Annotated in this window: 17 protein-coding genes; 11 read left to right on the top strand and 6 right to left on the bottom strand. The window is 70.9% G+C overall.

Going from position 1 to position 18,431, the window contains the following annotated elements; genetic code table 11:
* Positions 1–6 precede the first annotated feature (6 nt).
* The 4 genes from BLV39_RS08585 (at position 7) to BLV39_RS08570 (ending at position 5,281) form a co-directional block, all read left to right on the top strand.
* On the top strand, positions 7–711 hold the full coding sequence (locus tag BLV39_RS08585; RefSeq protein ID WP_090789091.1) for a (Fe-S)-binding protein: 705 nt from the start codon (positions 7–9) through the stop codon (positions 709–711).
* Positions 708–2,150: a LutB/LldF family L-lactate oxidation iron-sulfur protein gene (locus tag BLV39_RS08580; protein WP_090789088.1), complete on the top strand. Its 1,443-nt coding sequence runs from the start codon at positions 708–710 to the stop codon at positions 2,148–2,150. The genes BLV39_RS08585 and BLV39_RS08580 overlap by 4 nt, the downstream gene beginning before the upstream one ends.
* The gene (locus BLV39_RS08575) at positions 2,134–2,763 is read left to right on the top strand and encodes a LutC/YkgG family protein (RefSeq protein ID WP_090789086.1); all 630 of its coding nucleotides are present in this window, start codon (positions 2,134–2,136) and stop codon (positions 2,761–2,763) included. The genes BLV39_RS08580 and BLV39_RS08575 overlap by 17 nt, the downstream gene beginning before the upstream one ends.
* A 244-nt stretch (positions 2,764–3,007) precedes the next feature.
* Entirely contained in the window at positions 3,008–5,281 is a 2,274-nt protein-coding gene (locus BLV39_RS08570; RefSeq protein ID WP_090789084.1) for a glycoside hydrolase family 6 protein, read from the top strand.
* 28 nt (positions 5,282–5,309) lie between these two features.
* On the opposite strand, the gene BLV39_RS08565 is transcribed toward BLV39_RS08570, so the two are convergent.
* Genes BLV39_RS08565 through BLV39_RS08550 form a run of 4 tightly spaced genes read right to left on the bottom strand, consistent with a single transcriptional unit; the run spans position 5,310 to position 8,893 of the window.
* Positions 5,310–6,539, bottom strand: a complete 1,230-nt coding sequence (locus BLV39_RS08565; protein WP_176984903.1) for an RNA polymerase sigma factor — start codon at positions 6,537–6,539, stop codon at positions 5,310–5,312.
* Positions 6,529–6,882, bottom strand: coding sequence for a YciI family protein (locus BLV39_RS08560; protein WP_143049686.1), 354 nt, complete (start codon positions 6,880–6,882; stop codon positions 6,529–6,531). Before BLV39_RS08560 ends, BLV39_RS08565 begins: the two co-directional genes overlap by 11 nt.
* Positions 6,883–6,893: 11 nt before the next feature.
* Entirely contained in the window at positions 6,894–7,214 is a 321-nt protein-coding gene (locus BLV39_RS08555; protein ID WP_090789077.1) for a hypothetical protein, read from the bottom strand.
* Between the two features lie 5 nt (positions 7,215–7,219).
* Positions 7,220–8,893 carry a sodium:solute symporter family protein gene (locus BLV39_RS08550; protein WP_239084008.1) on the bottom strand — a complete coding sequence of 558 codons (1,674 nt, stop codon included), beginning with the start codon at positions 8,891–8,893 and terminating at the stop codon, positions 7,220–7,222.
* A gap of 176 nt (positions 8,894–9,069) precedes the next feature.
* On the opposite strand from BLV39_RS08550, the gene BLV39_RS08545 reads away from it, so the two are divergent.
* The gene (locus BLV39_RS08545; protein ID WP_143049685.1) at positions 9,070–9,729 is read left to right on the top strand and encodes a hypothetical protein; all 660 of its coding nucleotides are present in this window, start codon (positions 9,070–9,072) and stop codon (positions 9,727–9,729) included.
* 42 nt (positions 9,730–9,771) lie between these two features.
* On the opposite strand, the gene BLV39_RS08540 is transcribed toward BLV39_RS08545, so the two are convergent.
* A complete protein-coding gene (locus BLV39_RS08540) occupies positions 9,772–10,728 on the bottom strand; it encodes a hypothetical protein (RefSeq protein WP_090789073.1) in 957 nt (318 codons plus the stop codon).
* A 17-nt stretch (positions 10,729–10,745) separates the two neighbouring features.
* Complete coding sequence (locus tag BLV39_RS08535) at positions 10,746–11,312, bottom strand: hypothetical protein (protein WP_090789071.1); 567 nt, start codon at positions 11,310–11,312, stop codon at positions 10,746–10,748.
* A gap of 246 nt (positions 11,313–11,558) precedes the next feature.
* Here BLV39_RS08535 and BLV39_RS44730 point away from each other — a divergent pair, with 246 nt between their 5' ends.
* The 6 genes from BLV39_RS44730 (at position 11,559) to BLV39_RS08505 (ending at position 18,011) form a co-directional block, all read left to right on the top strand.
* Positions 11,559–14,462 carry a sensor histidine kinase gene (locus BLV39_RS44730; RefSeq protein ID WP_176984814.1) on the top strand — a complete coding sequence of 968 codons (2,904 nt, stop codon included), beginning with the start codon at positions 11,559–11,561 and terminating at the stop codon, positions 14,460–14,462.
* The gene (locus tag BLV39_RS08525) at positions 14,463–14,897 is read left to right on the top strand and encodes a roadblock/LC7 domain-containing protein (RefSeq protein WP_090789069.1); all 435 of its coding nucleotides are present in this window, start codon (positions 14,463–14,465) and stop codon (positions 14,895–14,897) included. It begins immediately after the preceding gene.
* Entirely contained in the window at positions 14,887–15,264 is a 378-nt protein-coding gene (locus tag BLV39_RS08520; protein WP_090789067.1) for a DUF742 domain-containing protein, read from the top strand. The genes BLV39_RS08525 and BLV39_RS08520 overlap by 11 nt, the downstream gene beginning before the upstream one ends.
* Entirely contained in the window at positions 15,245–15,838 is a 594-nt protein-coding gene (locus BLV39_RS08515; RefSeq protein ID WP_089254920.1) for a GTP-binding protein, read from the top strand. The genes BLV39_RS08520 and BLV39_RS08515 overlap by 20 nt, the downstream gene beginning before the upstream one ends.
* Before the next feature lie 33 nt (positions 15,839–15,871).
* A complete protein-coding gene (locus BLV39_RS08510; RefSeq protein WP_090791275.1) occupies positions 15,872–16,318 on the top strand; it encodes a VOC family protein in 447 nt (148 codons plus the stop codon).
* Positions 16,319–16,442: 124 nt separating this feature from the next.
* Entirely contained in the window at positions 16,443–18,011 is a 1,569-nt protein-coding gene (locus BLV39_RS08505) for an ATP-binding protein (protein ID WP_090789064.1), read from the top strand.
* Positions 18,012–18,431 lie beyond the last annotated feature (420 nt).

Genomic DNA, 18,431 nt, shown 5'->3' with positions numbered 1-18,431 from the left:
CCCCCGATGCGGATCGCCCTCTTCGTCACCTGCGTCAACGACCTGATGTTCCCGGACACCGGCAAGGCGGTGGTGACCGTGCTCGAACGGCTCGGGCACCAGGTGGAGTTCCCGCTCGACCAGACCTGCTGCGGCCAGATGCACGCCAACAGCGGCTACCGCGCCGAGACCCTGCCGCTGGTGGACAACTTCGTGCGGACCTTCTCGGCGTACGACGCGATCGTGGCCCCTTCGGCGTCCTGCGTGGCCATGGTCCGGGAGAGCTATCCGCGGCTGGCGCCGTCGCCGGCACTGGAGTCGGTCGCCTCCCGCACCTTTGAACTGTCCGAGTTCCTCGTCGACCGGTTGGGGGTGACCGACGTGGGCGCGCGCTTTCCGCACCGGGTGACCTACCACCCGACCTGTCACGGCCTGCGCATGCTGCGGCTGGGCGATCGGCCCAGGCAGTTGCTGGAGGCCGTCGAAGGGCTGACGCTCTCGCCGCTGTCGGGCGCCGAGGAGTGCTGCGGCTTCGGGGGGACGTTCGCCCTTAAGAACCCGGGGGTCTCCGGAGCGATGCTGGCCGACAAGTGCGCGGCGGTGTGCGACACCGGCGCCGAGTATCTGGCGGCGGCCGACAACTCATGCCTGACCCACATCGGAGGCGGGTTGTCCCGCTCTTCGGCGCCGGTGACACCTATCCACTACGCACAGATCCTGGCTTCCCGATGAGCGGCACAGGGAACATCGTCACGCCGCTGCCGTTCCCCACGTTGGCCCGGCGGGAGCTGGGCGACCAGCAACTCCGGCACAACCTGCGCAAGGCGACTCACACGATCCGCGACAAGCGGCTGCGGGTGGTCGGCGAGGTGCCGGACTGGGAGCAGCTCCGGATGGCCGGCGCCGCGATCAAGGACGACGTGCTGGCCCGGCTGCCGTCGCTGCTGGAGCAGTTCGAGGCGGCGGCGACGGCGGCCGGCGCGACGGTGCACTGGGCGCGTGACGCTGCCGAGGCGTGCGCGGTGGTCGCCGATCTGGTTCTCGCCACAGGCACCGCCGAGGTCGTCAAGGTCAAGTCGATGGCCACCCAGGAGATCGGGCTCAACGAGGCGCTGGAGGCGGTCGGCATCCACGCCGTGGAGACCGACCTGGCCGAGCTCATCGTGCAACTGGCCGACGACACCCCGTCGCACATCCTGGTGCCGGCGATCCACTACAACCGCACGCAGATCCGGGACATCTTCTTGGAGCGGATGCCCGGGGTCGACGCTTCTTCCTTGACGGACGACCCACCGGCCCTGGCGGAGGCGGCCCGACGCCACCTGCGTGCCCGCTTCCTGTCCACCAAGGTGGGCATCTCGGGCGCCAACTTCGCGATCGCGGACACGGGGACGCTCACGGTGGTGGAGTCCGAAGGCAACGGGCGGATGTGCCTGACCCTGCCGGAGACGCTGATCTCGGTGGTGGGCATCGAGAAGCTGCTGCCGACGTTCGCCGACCTGGAGGTGTTCCTCCAACTCCTGCCGCGGTCGTCCACCGGCGAGCGGATGAACCCGTACACGTCGCTGTGGACCGGTGTGACGCCCGGCGACGGCCCGCAGACGGTGCACATCGTGCTGGTCGACAACGGCCGCACCGACACGCTGGCGGACCCGGTCGGCCGGCAGGCGCTGCGCTGCATCCGTTGCTCGGCGTGCCTCAACGTGTGCCCGGTGTACGAGCGGGTGGGCGGGCACGCGTACGGGTCGGTCTACCCGGGGCCGATCGGCGCGATCCTGTCGCCACAGATGAGTGGTGAGGGTGCCAACCGCACCCTGCCGTACGCGTCGACCCTGTGCGGAGCCTGCTTCGACGCCTGCCCGGTCCGGATCGACATCCCGCAGGTACTGGTTCACCTGCGACAGTCCGGCGTGGACGCTTCCCGCGGCCGTCCCTCGGCGGAGCGCACGGCGATGCGCACCATGTCGTACGTGATGCGCGACCGCCGTCGTTACGCCGCCGCCCTGCGCGCCGCCCGCCGAGGCGCCGCCCCGCTGCGTCTGGTCGCCGGCCGCAGGGGCGCCTTGCGGCGGCTGCCATGGCCGCTGTCGGCCTGGACCTCGGTGCGCGACGCCCCGCTGCCGCCCAAGCAGACCTTCCGCGAATGGTGGACCCGTGAGCACTCCTCCTGACGCCCGCACCGAGATCCTGCGCCGGGTCCGCGCGGCCCAGCCGTCGTCCTCGGCGCCGGTGCCACGCGACTACGCGGCGGACGACGGACCGGCCGGCGTCGCCCTGGTCGACCTGCTGGTCGACCGCCTGGAGGACTACAAGGCCACGGTCCGCCGCTGCGCCGCCGCTTCCCTGCCCGCCACGGTGGCCTCGTTGCTGACCGGCGTGCCTTCGGTGGCAGTGCCGCCCGGGCTACCGGCGGAGTGGCTGTCTGCTTATCCGGGCACGGTCTCCCGCGACGAGGCGGACGCGCTGACGGTCGCGGACCTGGACGCACCGGGCGTGGCGGTGGTGACCGGGTGCGCGGTGGCGGTAGCCCAGACCGGCACCCTGATCCTGGACGCGAGCCCGGACCAGGGGCGCCGCCTGCTGACCCTCGTGCCCGACCACCACATCTGCGTCGTCCACACGAGCCAGATCGTCGAACGCCTGCCGGCCGCCCTGCGGCGCCTGCCGGACCCGACCCGTCCGCTGACGATGATCTCGGGTCCGTCGGCCACCAGCGACATCGAGCTCAACCGCGTGGAGGGCGTACACGGCCCCCGCCGCCTGGACGTCGTCATCGTCGCCTGAGTTCGGATCCTCGATCGCGTACGCATAGAGCGCTTGTGATGGAAGCGCTCCCATGACAGAATCCTCATCGAGCCGCATCTACGTGGGTCACACGCAATGGTCGCCGAGGGCACCGGGGTTCGTCTACTCCGGACGGCGGGTGTGACGCCGCGCGCTGGCGCCTGACCGGGCCGGGCCGAGCAATCGCACTGCCAACCCCCATCCCCGGGTACGGACCCGGTCTGGCCAAGGAGAAGACACGGCAATGACACTGTCGATAAGACGGCGGCTGCTCGCCGTCGCCGGGGCCGGCCTGCTCGCCGCCGCCGGCCTCGTCGCCACCTCGACGGCGGCTCAGGCGGCCGTCGCCTGCGACGTCACTTACACCACCAACGACTGGCCCGGCGGGTTCACCGCCAACGTCACCCTGAAGAACACCGGTGACGCATTGACCAGTTGGACGCTCGGCTTCACCTTCCCGAACTCCAGCCAGCGCGTGCAGCAGGGCTGGTCGGCCACCTGGACCCAGTCCGGCCAGAACGTGACCGCGCAGAGCATGTCCTACAACGGTGCCCTCGCCACGGGCGCTTCCACCACGATCGGCTTCAACGGCGCGTGGAGCGGCAGCAACCCCAAGCCGACCTCGTTCACCGTCAACGGCACCACCTGTGGCGGCACGACGCCGGGCAACACCGCTCCGACCGTGACGCTGACCAGCCCGTCCAGCGGCGCGAACTTCGCCGCCGGGGCCGCCGTCTCGCTCGCCGCTACCGCCAGCGACGTCGAGGGCGCGATCAGCCGGGTCGAGTTCCTGATCGACGGCACGGTGGTCAACAGCGACACCAGTTCCCCGTACGCGTACAGCGCCACCTCCGTCGCCTCCGGCAGCCACACCGCGGCCGCCCGGGCCTACGACAGCGCTGGTCTGACCACCACCACCTCGGCCGTGCCGTTCACCGTCGGCGGCGGGTCGACGACTCCCACGTTGCAGGCCAGCACCGGTGCGGTCAGCGTTCCCGAGGGTGGCTCCGCGACCGTCACCTACCGACTCAGCTCCGCGCCGACCAGCTCGGTCGCCGTGTCGCTGGCCAAGTCCGGTGACTCCGACATCACCATCTCGCCGACCAGCCTCACGCTGACCAGCTCCAACTGGAGCAGCGGCGTCCCGGTCACCGTCAGCGCCGCCGAGGACAGCGACCAGACCAACGGCAGTGCGACGATCGCGGCGACCAGCTCCGCCGGCAACGTCAGCGTGACCGCGACCGAGTCCGACAACGACCAGCCCAGCAACGGTTCGAAGGTGGACAACCCGTACTCGGGTGCCCGCGGCTACGTCAACCCGGAGTGGTCGGCCAAGGCTGCGGCCGAGCCGGGCGGTACCCGCGTGTCCAACCAGCCGACCGCGGTGTGGCTGGACCGGATCGCCGCCATCGAGGGCACCCCGGACAGCCAGTCCAACGGCCCGATGGGCGTCGAGGACCACTTGGACGCCGCGCTCGCGCAGGGCGCCGGCTACATCCAGTTCGTCATCTACAACCTCCCCGGCCGGGACTGCTCGGCGCTGGCCTCCAACGGCGAGCTCGGCGTCGACGAGCTGGCGAAGTACCAGAGCCAGTACATCGACCCGATCGCGGCGATCATGAGCAACAGCAAGTACCGCAGCCTGCGGATCATCACGATCATCGAGATCGACTCGCTGCCGAACCTGGTCACCAACCTTGGCATCGCCAAGTGCGCGACCATGAACAGCAACGGTGGGTACGTCAACGGCGTGGGCTACGCGCTCAACAAGCTCGGCGCGATCCCCAACGTCTACAACTACATCGACGCCGCCCACCACGGCTGGATCGGCTGGGACAGCAACTTCCGCCCGACCGCCCAGAAGCTCAAGCAGGCCGCCGTGGCGTCCGGCTCGACCGTGGACAAGGTGCACGGCTTCATCGTCAACACCGCCAACTACTCGGCGTTGCGTGAGCCGTACTTCAACATCAACACGACCGTCAACGGCCAGCAGATCCGGCAGTCAAGCTGGGTCGACTGGAACTTCTACGTCGACGAGCTGACCTTCGCCCAGGCGTTCCGGACCGAGCTCGTCAGCCAGGGCTTCGGCTCCAGCATCGGCATGTTGATCGACACGTCCCGCAACGGCTGGGGCGGTTCGGCGCGGCCCACCGCGGCGAGCACGTCGACCGACCTGAACACCTTCGTCAACCAGTCCCGCATCGACCGGCGGATCCACGCCGGCAACTGGTGCAACCAGAGCGGGGCGGGCCTCGGCGAGCGGCCGACCGCAGCGCCCGCGTCGGGCATCGACGCGTACGTGTGGGTCAAGCCGCCGGGTGAGTCCGACGGTTCGAGCACGGAGATCCCGAACAACGACGGCAAGGGCTTCGACCGGATGTGCGACCCGACCTACGGCGGCAACTCGCTCAACGGCAACAACCCGACCGGCGCACTGGCCAACGCTCCGATCTCCGGCGCGTGGTTCTCGGCGCAGTTCCGCCAGCTCATGTCCAACGCCTATCCCCCGCTTTCCTAACTAGTTGAGCCGCGGGTCCCCGTTCCGGTCACGACAGCCGGGGCGGGGACCCGTTCCCATGCTCCGCCGCCCGGGCCAGCAGATACGCCCGCTCCGCCGCGTTGCCGGCCAACTCGGCCGCCCGCGCGTACTCCTGCGCCGACTCCACGGACCGGCCCAGCCGGCGGAGCAGGTCGGCCCGGGCGGCGGGCAGCACGTGGTACCCGGCCAACCGCGAGTCGGCGGCCAGCAGGTCGACGGCCGCGAGGCCCGCCGACGGTCCGGCCACCTCGGCGTACGCCATCGTCCGCGCCAACGCCGCCACCGGAGACGGGTGCACGGCCAGCAGGTCGTCGTACAACCGCACGATCGCCGCCCAGTCGGTGTCGGCGGCCCGCGGCGCCAGCGCGTGCACCGCGGCGATCGCCGCCTGGATGGCGTACGGGCCGCGCGGCTCGGGCCGCACCAGCGCGAGGCCCTCCACGATCAGGCGCCGGTCCCACCGCGCCCGGTCCTGGTCGGCGAGCAGCACCGGAGCGCCGCTCGGGTCCACCCGGGCCGGCCGGCGCGCCTCGGTCAGCAGCAGCAACGCCAGCAGGCCGCGCACCTCCGGCTCCCCCGGCAGCAGCGCCGCCAGCACCCGGGACAGGTCGAGCGCCCGGGCCGTGACCCCGGCCGCGGTCAACTCCTCGCCGCGCGGTGGCGTGTGCCCCTGCACGAAGAACAGGTAGATGGTGGCCAGGACGCTCGGCAGCCGGTCGGCGATCTCGTCCGGCGCCGGCACCCGGTACGGAATGCCGGCCGCCCGGATCTTCCGCTTGGCCCTGGTGACCCGGGCGGCCATCGTCGACTCGGGCACCAGGAAGATCCGCCCGATGTCGGCCGTCGGCAGTCCACAGACCACGTTGAGCGTGAGTGCTACCCGCGCGGCCAGGTCCAGCGCGGGGTGGCAACAGGTGAACAGCAGGCGCAGCCGGTCGTCCGGGAACGGGTCGGCGGGGCCTGGCTCGTCGACCATCAGCAGCGGCAGCCGGCTCTGGACGGCGTCCACGTGGCGGCGGGCGGAGACCGCCTTGCGCCGGGCGGTGGTGGTCAGCCACGCGCCCGGGTTCGCGGGCACCCCGTTGGCGCGCCATGCTGGCACAGCCGCCGCGAACGCCTCCTGCACCGCGTCCTGCGCGGCGTCCAGATCGCGGGTCAGGCGCACCACCGTGGCGAGCACCTGGGCCCACTCACGGCGGTACGCCCGCGCCAGCGCGTCGTCGACGTCAGGTGAAATCGGTCATGTCCCAGAGTGGCCGGATCTCCGTCACGGTGCCCGTCGGGCAACGCCGGGCCGCCTCGATCGCCTCGTCGAGATCCTTGGCGTCGATGATGTAGAAACCGCCGAGGTGCTCCTTGAGCTCGGCGAACGGCCCGTCGGTGACCACCATCTCGTCGCCGACCTTGCGCAGGGTGGTGGCCGTGCTTGGCCCCCGCAGCGCCTCGCCGCCCACCTCGGCGATGCCGCGTTCCTTGAGCCAGGCCGAGAACACGTCGTGCTCGGCCAGGTTCGCCGCCAAGTCGTCGGGCCGTGCTTCCCAGTCGGTCTCGGGTTCGAAGAGCATGAGCATGTATTTCATGACTTCCTCCTTCACCGGACCGACGCGTCGCCTCCTCCATTTTCGACATCTTCGCCAGAAGATCCAGTGGGCTCGGGCGCGTCCGCCGGGGAAAGCCACTGCCACAGCAGGAACAGCAGGCCCACCGTCAGCATCGCCAACCCGGCCCACAGGTTGATCCGTACACCTTGGGCCTTGTCGATCGCGGCGGAGCCGTCGAAGGCGCCGACCAGGGTGACGATCACGCCGTACACCACGAACAAACCGCCGATCACCCGGCGGATGTCGAACATCCGCGCGGCCGCCGAACGGCGCTCTTCCTCGTTGTCGCTGAGCAGGTCTTCGTCACTCATCGCCCTCACCAGACCGGGATGTAGAAGAGCAGGGACAGAGCCAGCGCGATGCCGCCGAGCAGCAACGGCGAGCGGTACCAGGCCGCGTCGCCGGCGACGACGTCACCCTTGAGGTCGATGCCGCCGAGCCCGCGGACCAGGCCACGCAGCTCGTTCTCGGGCTTGGGCGCGGTGAACTTGCTGATCACGAACGCCGCCACGAGGACGGTCACGAACGCGAGGCCGGCACCCCAGAAGCTCTCCTCCAGGTCGGTGTCGAACGGCAGGGCACCACCCAGATAGAGGAGGTACGTCGCCAGGGCCACGACCGTGCCCGACAGCAGCGACCAGAAGCCGGCCGCCGCGGTCATCCGCTTCCAGAACATGCCGACGATGAACGTGGCGAACAGCGGGGCGTTGAACACGGAGAACAGCGCCTGGATGTAGTTCATGATGTTGCTGAACCCGGCGGCGATGAACGCGGTGCCGATGCCGACCACGATGCCGCCGACCGTCGCGATCCGACCGACCCTGATGTAGTACTCGTCCGAGCGCTCTTTCCGCACGTACGTCTGCCAGATGTCGTAGGTGAAGACGGTGTTGAAGCCGCTGACGTTGGCCGCCATGCCGGCCATGAACGAGGCCATCAGACCGGTGACCGCGATCCCGAGCACGCCGTTGGGCAGCAGGTCACGCATCAGCAGCGGGATCGCGTTGTTGTAGACCAGGTCGCCCTCGTCGGCGCCGAGCCCCTGCACCGTGACGACCGCGATCATGCCCGGGATGATGGTCACGAGCGGGATGAACAGCTTCGGGTACGCGGCGATCAGCGGCGTACGCCGCGCGGCGCTCATGTTGCGGGCGGAGAGCGCGCGCTGCACCTCGGCGAAGTTGGTGGTCCAGTAGCCGAACGAGAGCACGAAGCCCAGTCCGAAGACGATGCCGAGCCAGTGCGCGCCGAGCGGGTTGTCCGACGACCCGGTGTTGGCCCAGGCGTGCAGGCCGGCCTCGCCGAGGTCGCTGTCCCGCACCTTGTCGAACAGCCCGTTGATGCCACCGACCTTGACCAGGCCGATCACGGTGATCGGGATGAGCCCGGCCAGGATGACGAAGAACTGGAGCACCTCGTTGTAGATCGCCGAGGTCAGCCCGCCGATGCTGATGTAGGTGAGCACGATCGCGGCGCCCGCGATGATCGAGATCCACAGCGGCCAGCCGAGGAGCGCGTCGAGCACGAGGGCGAGCGCGTACAGGTTGACGCCGGCGATCAGCACCTGTGCCACCGCGAAGCTGAGCGCGTTGAGCAGGTGGGTCGGGCGGTTGAACCGCAGCCGGAGATACTCCGGGACCGAGCGGACCTTGGAGCCGTAGTAGAACGGCATCATCACGATGCCGAGGAAGACCATCGCCGGCACGGCGCCGACCCAGTAGTAATGCGTGGTCATGATGCCGTACTGGGCGCCGTTGGCGGCCATCCCGATGATCTCCAGGGCGCCGAGGTTGGCGGAGACGAACGCGAGCCCGGTCACCCAGGCCGGCAGCGAACGCCCGGAGAGGAAGAAGTCGACGCTGGTCCTGATCGCGCGGCGGGCGGCGAAACCCACCCCGAGCACGGTCACGAAGTAGAGCGTCAGCAGCACGTAGTCCAGCCAGTTCAGATCCAGCCGCAGCCCACCGTCCACACCGTCCCCCTCGCGCACGCCGGTCCGATCGGCTCGGATCGATCCGTCGGCGGACGTACCCGGGTGGGTGTTCCCGAAAACTTCTCTAATAACGCGGCTCGGCGAACTGTCACATTCCGCGGTGCGTAGTTGTACACAGACGCGATGGCACGAGACCCTGTGTCCTGTAGGGAACCCCCGGAACGGGAGTGATCATGAAGCGCTTGGGAACCGTCATCACGCTGGTGGTCGGCCTCGCCGCCGGCGGCGGGCTGTTCGCCGCCAACAACGCGCTCACCGTCGCCCCGAAGCCGGCCGCGGCGAGTGAGAACAAGGCCGCTCCGGCGGCACCGTCACCGACAGCGGAGCCGCCGGCCGCTCCCGCGGTCACGCAGCCCCCGGCCCGCGCCCAGGCGCAGGAGAAGGTCACCGTGACCTGGGGTGGCTCGGTGCGCGGCGGAGAGGCCAGCATCGCGATCGCGGTCAAGGACGGGGTGGCGATCGCCTACGTCTGTGACGGCGACAAGGTCGAGGCCTGGTTCCAGGGCACCGCCGTCGACGAGCGGCTGGCCCTGGCCGGGGACAAGGGAAAGATCACCGGCTCGTTCGACGAGAAGCGGGCCAAGGGCACGGTCACCGCCGGACGCGAGACCTTCACGTTCGACATCGGCGCGGTACGCAAGCCGTCCGGCCTCTACCGGGCCACCGCCCAGGTCCGCAACGCCAAGGTGCGTGGCGGCTGGATCGTGGTCGAGGGACGGCAGGTCGGAATCCTCGAGGTCGACGGCGTCGCGCGACCGGCACCGGCCCTCGACCTGACGACCGGCACGGTGACCGTCGACGGTGAACAGGTCACGCCCACGCCACTCGGTTGAGCACGAAGGGGCCCTCGCTGACGCGAGGGCCCCTTCGTCGGCTCAGCTCTGGAGCATCCGGTCCAGGAAGTCGCGGTAGCGGCGGACCACCACGCGCAGGTGCTCGGTGTCAGCGGCCTCGGATGCCTCCCAGCCGCCCAGGTCGTTGCGCAGCGAGTCGAGCGCGGCGACCAGTGCGTCGGCCGCCTCCTCGGCCAGCCCCTGCGCCTCGGCCGCGGCACCCCGCGGGTCGTCGACGAAGCGAAGCTGCACCTCGCGCCAGCGGTCCCGGAAGCCCTGTGCGGACTCGACCGCGACCAGGGCGGTCACCGGCTCGGCGTCGACCTCGCCCGGCATGAGCTCGGTCGGCTCGTCGTCGTCTGTTGCCACCACTGCCACGTCGTCCGGGGTGCGGTCGTCGCCGATGCCGTCGGCCTCGACGTGCTCGGTGTCGGTGCGGTCGTCGGTGCGGTTGGCGGCCAGTGCCGCCGCGCCGCCCGCTGCTGCCGCGCCGAACGCGACCGGCGTCATCGCGCTGTCGGGGAACGTCGGGCCGTCGTACGTACGGTCGTCGTCGTCCGCCGCCCGGTCCCGGTCGAACTCGGCGCCGTCGACGCCGTTGCGCTCGACCTCGGTGTCCACCGGAGAGGCGATCACCGGCTCGTCGTACCCGGTGCGCTCGTCCTCGGTCTCTTCGTCGGCGTCGGTCTCGCCGTCTTCCACGCGGTCGTCCACACCGTCCCGGTCCACGTCGGTGTCCGTTTCCGTGTCCGTGTTCGTGTCCGCTGTGACGTTGTCCTGGTAGCCGTCTTCGTGACCGGGCTCGGGCTCGTCCGTCGCGTTCTCGTGGAAGCCCCGCTCGGCATCGGTCCGGTCGTCGACGCCGTCGCCGTCGGCGTCGTAGCCGTCCCGGTCCGTGTCGGTGGTGAGCTCGTCGTCCGGAGCGCTGCGCTGCACCGGCACCGGGTCGGAGCGCACTGCCTCGGGGTGCTCTTCGTTGCGTTGGTCCTGGTAGGTCATGGGGGGTCTCCTCGAAGTCAGCGGGCGTCGGTTACCGGGTCGTCGGCGTGCACGGGCTGGTCGCCGAGCAGCTCGGAGACGAGGGCGCGGTAGTGCACGACCGCTTGGCGCAACTGCTCGGTGCTGGCCTCGCCACGCTCGTTGGCGAGATGGATGTCATGCGCGTCGCGATAGTTGCCGAGCGTGCGCGCGTGTTCGACGGACAGGTGGGCGAGTTGGTCGTCGTAGTCGTCGGTGGGGTAGCCGCGCTCCGCGACCAGCCGGGTGACCAGCTCGTCCGCCGCACCGACCGCGCGGGCCGGATCGTCGACGAACATGACCTGCAGCTCTTCCCAAGCCTCCGCGTAGCGGTCCCGTGACTCCGGGCTCAGCGGCGTGAGGGCCAGCTCGGCGTGCTTGCGCTCGCGGTCGCGAAGCTCGCGCTCGGCGGCCGCCCGGCTCTCCTGCTCTCCGACTACCCGGTCGTACTCCGGACCGAACTTGTCGCGCAGCGCCCGACGGCGCATGGCTGTCCAGGCGAATATCCCGACCGCGACGAGTACCACGATGACGATGACGAGAACGACAATCTGAGTGGGCGACATGGCGTCCCTCCTTCACCGGGTTATTTCCCAGATGGCAACGGTCGCCAATCCCGGTTCGCGAGACTTTGTTCGCGGAACTTTCGGCAACGGGCGACCAGCGGGCGGGACATCGACGTCCGGCGGTAGTGCGGCGGGGCGCGTTTGCGTATCCTGCCCAAGGCGCACGCGTCACCGGCGGTGTCGGCTTTCTGGCGGGAGCTGACAGGACGCGTGTCGTCGATCCTGCCAACCCTCGGGCGAGGACTGATGAATACGCGCAGCTGGTCGATCCGTTCGAAGATCATTTCTTTGGTCGCCGTGCCGATCGCCGCGCTCACGGCATTGTGGATCTTCGCGACCACGTTGACGCTTGGGCCGGCGCTCAGCCTGCTGTCCGCGCAGGGCCTGCTTGACGACATCGGCAAGCCCGGTGAAACCGTCGTGTCGGCACTCCAGCAGGAGCGCCGACTGTCGCTTGTCTATCTGGCCGGCAAGAGCAGCCCCGAGCGGCTCGCCACCCAGCGCACCGCGACGGACAACGCGATCTCCGAGTTCCGGCGCCGATCCGCCGAAGCCGACACCAGCGACCTGCTGGCCGGCCGGCTGGCCCAGCTCGACCAGGCGTTCGCGGTGCTGCCCTCGGGCCGGGACTTCATCGACCGTCGCGACATGGACAAGGCCGGCGCGCTGGGCCTCTACAACGGCGTGATCGACTCGGCGTTCCGGGCGTTCTCCGTGCTGATCGCCCTGCCCGACGAGCAACTCGGCCGGGAGGCGCGAGCGGTCACGTCGCTCGGCCGCGCACGCGAGGTGCTGGCCCGCGCCGACGCGCTGGTGGGTGGGGTGTTCGCGGGCGGCCGCTTCGGCGCCGACGAGCACGGCCAACTGGTGCAGATCATCGGCACCCAGCGCTACCTGTACGAGAACGCCGTCGCCGACCTGCCCGACGAGGACCGTGCCGAGTACACCCGGCTCACCGAGGGCGCCGCGTTCTCCCAGCTCAACGACATGCTCAACACGCTGGTGACCAAGGGCAGCGAGAACGGCACCCCGCCGATCTCGGCGACGGCCTGGCAGTCCTCGTACGACCAGGTCCAGCACGACCTGCGCGATTTCGAGCTGGACGCGTCGGAGCGGCTCACCGACCGCACCATCCCGGTCGCCACCGGCATCCTGATCCGGCTCGGGCTCGCCGGCTTCCTCGGCCTGGTCGCGGTCACCGTCGCGCTCTACGTCTCGGTGCGCGTCGGCCGTGAGCTGATCCGCCGGCTGGTCGGCCTGCGTACCGCCGCGCTGTCGCTGGCCGACGAACGACTGCCCGCCCTGGTCGGCCGGTTGCGCCACGGCCAGGAGGTCGACGTCGAGGCCGAGTCGCCTTCGCTCGAGTTCGGGTCCGACGAGCTGGGGCAGGTCGGCCACGCGTTCGCCGCCGTCCAGCGCACCGCGGTCACCTCGGCGGTCGACGAGGCGGTGCTGCGCCGCGGGCTCAGCGAGGTCTTCCTCAACATCGCCCGGCGCAGCCAGACGCTGCTGCACCGCCAGCTCGCCCTGCTCGACAAGATGGAGCGGCGCACCACCGACCCGGACGAGCTGGGCGATCTCTTCCGGATCGACCACCTGGCTACCCGCATGCGCCGCCACGCCGAAGACCTGGTCGTGCTGGCCGGCGCCGCACCCGGCCGGGGCTGGCGGGTGCCGGTCCCGATGATCGACGTGATCCGCGGCGCGGTGTCCGAGGTGGAGGACTACCCCCGGGTCACGATCATGGCGATCGAGCCGGCGGCGGTCGCCGGCCGCGCTGTCGCCGACGTCATCCACCTGCTGGCCGAACTGATCGAGAACGCGACGTCGTTCTCGCCGCCGCACACGAAGGTGCGGGTCGCCGGGCAGGCCGTTCCCAACGGGTACGCCATCGAGATCGAGGACCGTGGCCTGGGCATGCCTCCCGAGGCGATCGTCGAGGCCAACCAGCGGCTCAGCGAGCCGCCGGAGTTCGACCCGGGCAACTCCGCGCGGCTGGGCCTGTTCGTCGTGGCCCAGCTAGGAGCCCGCCACGGGGTACGCGTGCAGCTGCGCTCTTCCCCCTACGGCGGCGTGACGGCCGTGGCCCTGCTGCCCACCGCGCTGATCGCCGCGGGCACGGGCGCCCTGGCGCTGCCCGGCCGCACTCCGGCCGAGGTCGGTGCGCCGACTGACACCGCACTGCCGCCCGGTGTGGACGAGGCGGTGCTGGTCGGCGCCGACGACTCTCCGGTGTGGACGGTTCCGGAGGTCGGTGCGACGGCCGGCGGCGACGGCACCTCGGCCGGCGCGTGGTCGTCGTCGCCCGGTGCGACCTGGCCGACCGCGCTGTCCGGCGGTGTGACCGCGCCGGCGTACTCCCCCCGCGAACCGATCGCGACCCCGCCCCCGGTCGCGTCCCCGTTCGCACCGGTGGCCACGACATCGTCGGCCGAGGCCGCCGCACAGCCGACGCCGGTGCTCGGCCTGCCGGTGCAACGACGCCGGCGCCCACCGGAGGAGGCGACCACGGAACTGGTCATCGGCGACGACGGCCTGCCCCGCCGCAATCGCCAACGGCACCTGGCGCCGCAGTTGCGCCGCTCGGACGACGAGACCTCGGGCGCAGCGCCCGCACCGATCTCGGCGCCGCCGGCCGCGCGTGACCCGGAGGACGTACGCGCCCGCATGTCCGCCCTTCAGGCCGGCACCACTCGGGGCCGCCAGGAGAGCGGCACGACGACCACCGGCGACCTGACCGCCAAGGCGGCCGAGCGCCCGATGTGGACACCGCCGACGGCGGACGGCAACGCCGGCCCGGCCCTCAGTGACGCGACCCGCGCACTGCGGATCAGCCGTTACACCTCGCCGACCACGCCGGCCCCGGGCACACCCGGCAACGGGGTTGGCTCCCCTGACCCGGACTCCGCGGCGGCCGGGAACGACGCGGTCACGCGCAACGGCGCCGATGCCCCGCCTTTGGAGCGGCGCCGGCCCGCAACCGAGACCGGTGCGTCGGGTGAACTTCCCGACCGGACGGAGGGAGTTCGCTCCGTGACACCACCCGTACCCTCTGAGCAACATCCGGCACCGCCCACCGCGGGCGACCGGTCCGCGCACCCGGCACCCGAGGGCGCGCAGGTCAAGGATCCATCCGGAGAGGACGCGTAAGTGACGCAGACGACCAGGCCGCAGTCCAACCTCGACTGGCTGCTCCAAGACCTCGTCGCCCGCGTGCCCGGGGCGGAGCAGGCGATCGTGCTCTCGGCCGACGGGCTGCTGATGGGCCTGACCGCAGGGCTGGAGCGCGACGACGCGGAGCACCTGGCCGCGATGGCAGCCGGCTTCCAGAGTCTCGCCAAGGGCGCCAGCCGGCACTTCGCGGCCGGTGCCGTCCGGCAGACGATGGTCGAGATGGAGCAGGCCTACCTGTTCGTGACCGCCGCCGGCCAGGGCGCCTGCCTGGCGCTGCTGGCCACCTCGGAGACCGACATCGGCCTCGTCGCGTACGAGATGGCCATGCTGGTCACCCGGGTCGGGCAGAACCTGACCTCGCCGGCCCGGATACCACCAGAGCTGCCGTCGGAGAGCAGCGATGGCGGCTGACACCCCCGGCCACGACTGGCTCGACATGGACGCCGGGCCGGTCGTCCGTCCGTACACCGTGACCGGTGGTCGGGTCCGTCCGGCCACCGGCTTCGACCTGGTGGCGTTCGTCGTGGCGGCACCGCTCGACCGCGTCGACCTGGCGCCGCTGCAACCCGAGCACCGCGCGATCATCGAGGTCGCGCAGCGCCCGGTGGCGGTGGCCGAGCTCGCCGCCCGGGTCGACCTCGCGCTCGGCGTGGTCCGGGTCCTGCTCGGCGACCTGCTCGGCGCCGGGCTCGTGGTTTCCTACGAGCCGCAGCCCGCGGCCGCACTTCCCAATTACGACATCCTCCAGGCGGTGGTCAATGGACTCCGTGCGCTCTGAGCGTCCAGGCGCGGGGCAACGCATCCCGATGGCGCTCAAGATTCTGATCGCGGGCGGCTTCGGGGTCGGCAAGACCACGCTGGTCGGCGCGGTCAGCGAGATTCGCCCGTTGCAGACCGAGGAGGTGCTCAGCTCGGCGGGCGAGGACACCGACGACGTCTCCGGCGTCGAGGCCAAGACCACGACCACGGTCGCCATGGACTTCGGCCGGATCACCATCAACGAGGACCTGCAGGTCTACCTGTTCGGTACGCCCGGCCAGGACCGCTTCTGGTTTCTCTGGGACGAGCTCGCGTTCGGTGCCCTGGGCGCGGTGGTGCTGGCCGACACGCGGCGGCTGGCCGACTGCTTTCCGTCGGTCGACTACTTCGAGACCCGCCGCACTCCGTTCGTGGTGGGCGTGAACTGCTTCGACGGGAAGCAGCTACACAGCCCGGCCTCGGTCCGCAACGCGCTCGACCTGGACCCGGACGTGCCCGTCGTGCTCTGCGACGCCCGCGACCGGCAGTCCGGCAAGGACCTGTTGATCGCGCTGGTCGAGCACGTCGCGAAGCGACGGGTCGTCGCCGCCTGATTTTTGTCGTACGTGTGGTCGAACATGGACCCCATGACGTTTCAAATAACCATCGACTGCGCGGCTCCGGCCGAGTTGGCGAAGTTCTGGGCGACGGCGTTGCACTACGACCTGGCACCGCCGCCGCCCGGCTTCGAGAGCTGGCACGGGTGGTACCGCAGCGTTGGCGTCCCCGAGGAGGAGTTGGCCGGCGAGCCTGACTCCCCAGACCGCATCGTCGACCCGGCCGGCGTCGGGCCGAAGTTCTGGTTCCAGCAGGTTCCCGAGACCAAATCGGTCAAAAACCGTCTCCACCTGGACCTCGACGTGAGCGGCGGCCGCGCCCAGCCGTTGCCGGAGCGCCGCGCCGTGGTCGAGGCCGAGGTGGCCCGACTATGCGCGGCCGGCGCCTCGATCTTTCGCGTCAACGACGACGCGGCCAACGGCCAGTTCGGCGTGGTGATGCGGGACCCGGAAGGCAACGAGTTCTGCGTCTCGTGATTTTCGGCCCTTAGTGGGCACAAAAGGGACGGCAGACGCTGTTCCCGCGTGATCGGTGGCCGGGGTCGGCCCGGCGTGTCAGTCTTAGGTGCGGGTCGACCCGGTTTCTGACGGGGGTGGATCAATGTCGGATGGAGCCTCTAGCGGGCCGCGTGGCGACGCCGAGACCGTCGAGGTGCTCGGTGGACGCCTAGTGATCAACGACGGTCCGGCGATCATCGTCGCCGCGCGGGAAACCCGGGTGCGGCTGCTCAGCGGCGGCTACTTCCCGCCGCCTGTGCAGGACGTGCGCTACTGGCTGGACACCGCGAGCATCGACGGTGCCGCGACGCATCAGATGTCCGCCGACGTGAGCGTCCGGGGCGGGCCGAGCGCCCGCACGATGTTCGACGCCGCCATGCTGGGCGCCGCCGCGCCGCTCGGCGCGATGCTCGCCAAGCGGTTCGGCAACGACGGGCCGGTGGCGAGCAAGATCGCGCAGGGCGCCGAGGTGATCGGGTCCGTGCCGAGCCGCCTGGTCCGCACCATCTGGCCGCCCGACGACTACGGCGAGAAGGTCGACCCCCTGGCCGCGGCCAACGCCGCGGGGCTCAAGGCGACCATCACCTATCAAGGGCCGACGGCCAACGGTTCGGCCGGCGCCAACCCGTTCTCGGCCGACGGACCGCTGCGCGCCGGGCCGCGGACGGTCTCGATCCGGGCCAGCGTGCCCAGCACGGACATGACGACCGACCTGCTCCGCGAGATGACACTGCTCGTGCTGCGCGTGGTCGGCGAGTTCGTGGGCGGCGAAGCGCCGCTACGCGGCCGCACCTACGTGGTCGGCAAGCGCGAGTCCCAGCCGGCGCCGGGCAGCGCTCCGCCCTCGGCCGCCTCGCCGGGCCCGACCCGCACCGAAAACGTCACCCTCGACCACGTCGGCGGGCTGGACACGATCGTCGGCCAGTTCCGCGAGATCGCGGTCAGCTTCCGGCACCCCGACATCATGGCCCGCTGGGGCGCCCGCCGACCGCAGGGCATCCTGCTCTACGGGCCGCCCGGCACCGGCAAGACCATGCTCGCGCGGGCGCTGGCCAACGAGATCGGCGCGACGTTCCGCGAGATCCGCACGCCGGAGATCCTCGACAAGTGGCTCGGCGGCTCCGAACGCAACATCAAGACGATCTTCCAGGAGGCCCGCCGCTACCGGCACCCGACGGTGATGCTCTTCGACGAGTTCGACAGCATCATCAGCTACGCGGGCACAGGCGGCGACGCGGCCAGCCAGGCGGTCAACGCCGTCGCCGGCATCTTCAAGCAGGAAATGAACAACCTGATCGAAGACAACCAGAACGTGATCGTCGTAGCGACGACCAACTTCCCGCACCGCGTCGACGACTCCCTGATCCGCTCGGGCCGCTTCGACATCAAGCTCTCGATCCCGCTGCCCGACGAGGCCGGCCGAGCCGAGATCTTCAAGATGAAGATCCGCGACCTGACCGAACGCCACGAATACGCGGGCTTCACGATGTTCGCCGCCGACGTCGACCCGGCCGCCCTGGCCGCAGCCAGCCACGGCTTCAGCGGCGCCGACGTCGGCGAGGTCCTACGCCGAGCCCAACTCGCCAAGGCGATGCAAGAGGCCCGAGGCGGCAAGGGCGAACCCATCACCCACACGGACCTGATGCGCATCACCACCGCGCTGCGGCACTAACCACCAACCCGGCCGGGCCGGCCGGGCCGCCGACGCGGGCGGGCCCGCCGGCAATGTGGGCGGGCGTGCATCCCAACCCGAGGCCGCGCCCCCCGACGAGGGCCGGCCCGCGGTCAATGCGGACGGGCGCGGACCAACGCGGGCCTGCGCCCCCAAACGAGGGCCGGCCTGCGGTCAATGCGGACGGCTGCGCCCCACACCGGGCCACCGCGAGGCACCCTCGTCGCAGGCCGCCGTACCCACACCGGGCACCGCGCGCGGCACCACCACAGCAGGCCGCCGCCTCCACACCCGGGCCGCTGCGCGCCTCACGGCCGCAGCAGGGCGCCGCGCCCATACCGGGCCGGCGCGCGGCAAGCCGGCGCGTCCACAACCACTGCGGCGCGGTACAAGACCGCGCTGCCGAGTCTGAGCACCCGG

Origin of the sequence: Asanoa ishikariensis (assembly GCF_900107455.1) — a bacterium.
Classification (GTDB): Bacteria; Actinomycetota; Actinomycetes; order Mycobacteriales; family Micromonosporaceae; genus Asanoa; species Asanoa ishikariensis.
Note: the sequence above shows the minus strand (reverse complement) of the source record. Positions and strands in the feature narration are given on the sequence as shown.

What these genes read in the sequence shown, in the direction of transcription:
- BLV39_RS08585 (WP_090789091.1), top strand. Translation starts at nt 7, where the DNA reads ATGCGGATCGCCCTCTTCGTCACCTGCGTCAACGACCTGATGTTCCCG.
- BLV39_RS08555 (WP_090789077.1), bottom strand. Translation starts at nt 7,214, where the DNA reads ATGAGTGACGAAGACCTGCTCAGCGACAACGAGGAAGAGCGCCGTTCG.
- BLV39_RS08510 (WP_090791275.1), top strand. Translation starts at nt 15,872, where the DNA reads ATGACGTTTCAAATAACCATCGACTGCGCGGCTCCGGCCGAGTTGGCG.
- BLV39_RS44730 (WP_176984814.1), top strand. Translation starts at nt 11,559, where the DNA reads ATGAATACGCGCAGCTGGTCGATCCGTTCGAAGATCATTTCTTTGGTC.
- BLV39_RS08515 (WP_089254920.1), top strand. Translation starts at nt 15,245, where the DNA reads ATGGACTCCGTGCGCTCTGAGCGTCCAGGCGCGGGGCAACGCATCCCG.
- BLV39_RS08505 (WP_090789064.1), top strand. Translation starts at nt 16,443, where the DNA reads ATGTCGGATGGAGCCTCTAGCGGGCCGCGTGGCGACGCCGAGACCGTC.
- BLV39_RS08570 (WP_090789084.1), top strand. Translation starts at nt 3,008, where the DNA reads ATGACACTGTCGATAAGACGGCGGCTGCTCGCCGTCGCCGGGGCCGGC.
- BLV39_RS08580 (WP_090789088.1), top strand. Translation starts at nt 708, where the DNA reads ATGAGCGGCACAGGGAACATCGTCACGCCGCTGCCGTTCCCCACGTTG.
- BLV39_RS08540 (WP_090789073.1), bottom strand. Translation starts at nt 10,728, where the DNA reads ATGACCTACCAGGACCAACGCAACGAAGAGCACCCCGAGGCAGTGCGC.
- BLV39_RS08545 (WP_143049685.1), top strand. Translation starts at nt 9,070, where the DNA reads ATGAAGCGCTTGGGAACCGTCATCACGCTGGTGGTCGGCCTCGCCGCC.
- BLV39_RS08535 (WP_090789071.1), bottom strand. Translation starts at nt 11,312, where the DNA reads ATGTCGCCCACTCAGATTGTCGTTCTCGTCATCGTCATCGTGGTACTC.
- BLV39_RS08520 (WP_090789067.1), top strand. Translation starts at nt 14,887, where the DNA reads ATGGCGGCTGACACCCCCGGCCACGACTGGCTCGACATGGACGCCGGG.
- BLV39_RS08560 (WP_143049686.1), bottom strand. Translation starts at nt 6,882, where the DNA reads ATGAAATACATGCTCATGCTCTTCGAACCCGAGACCGACTGGGAAGCA.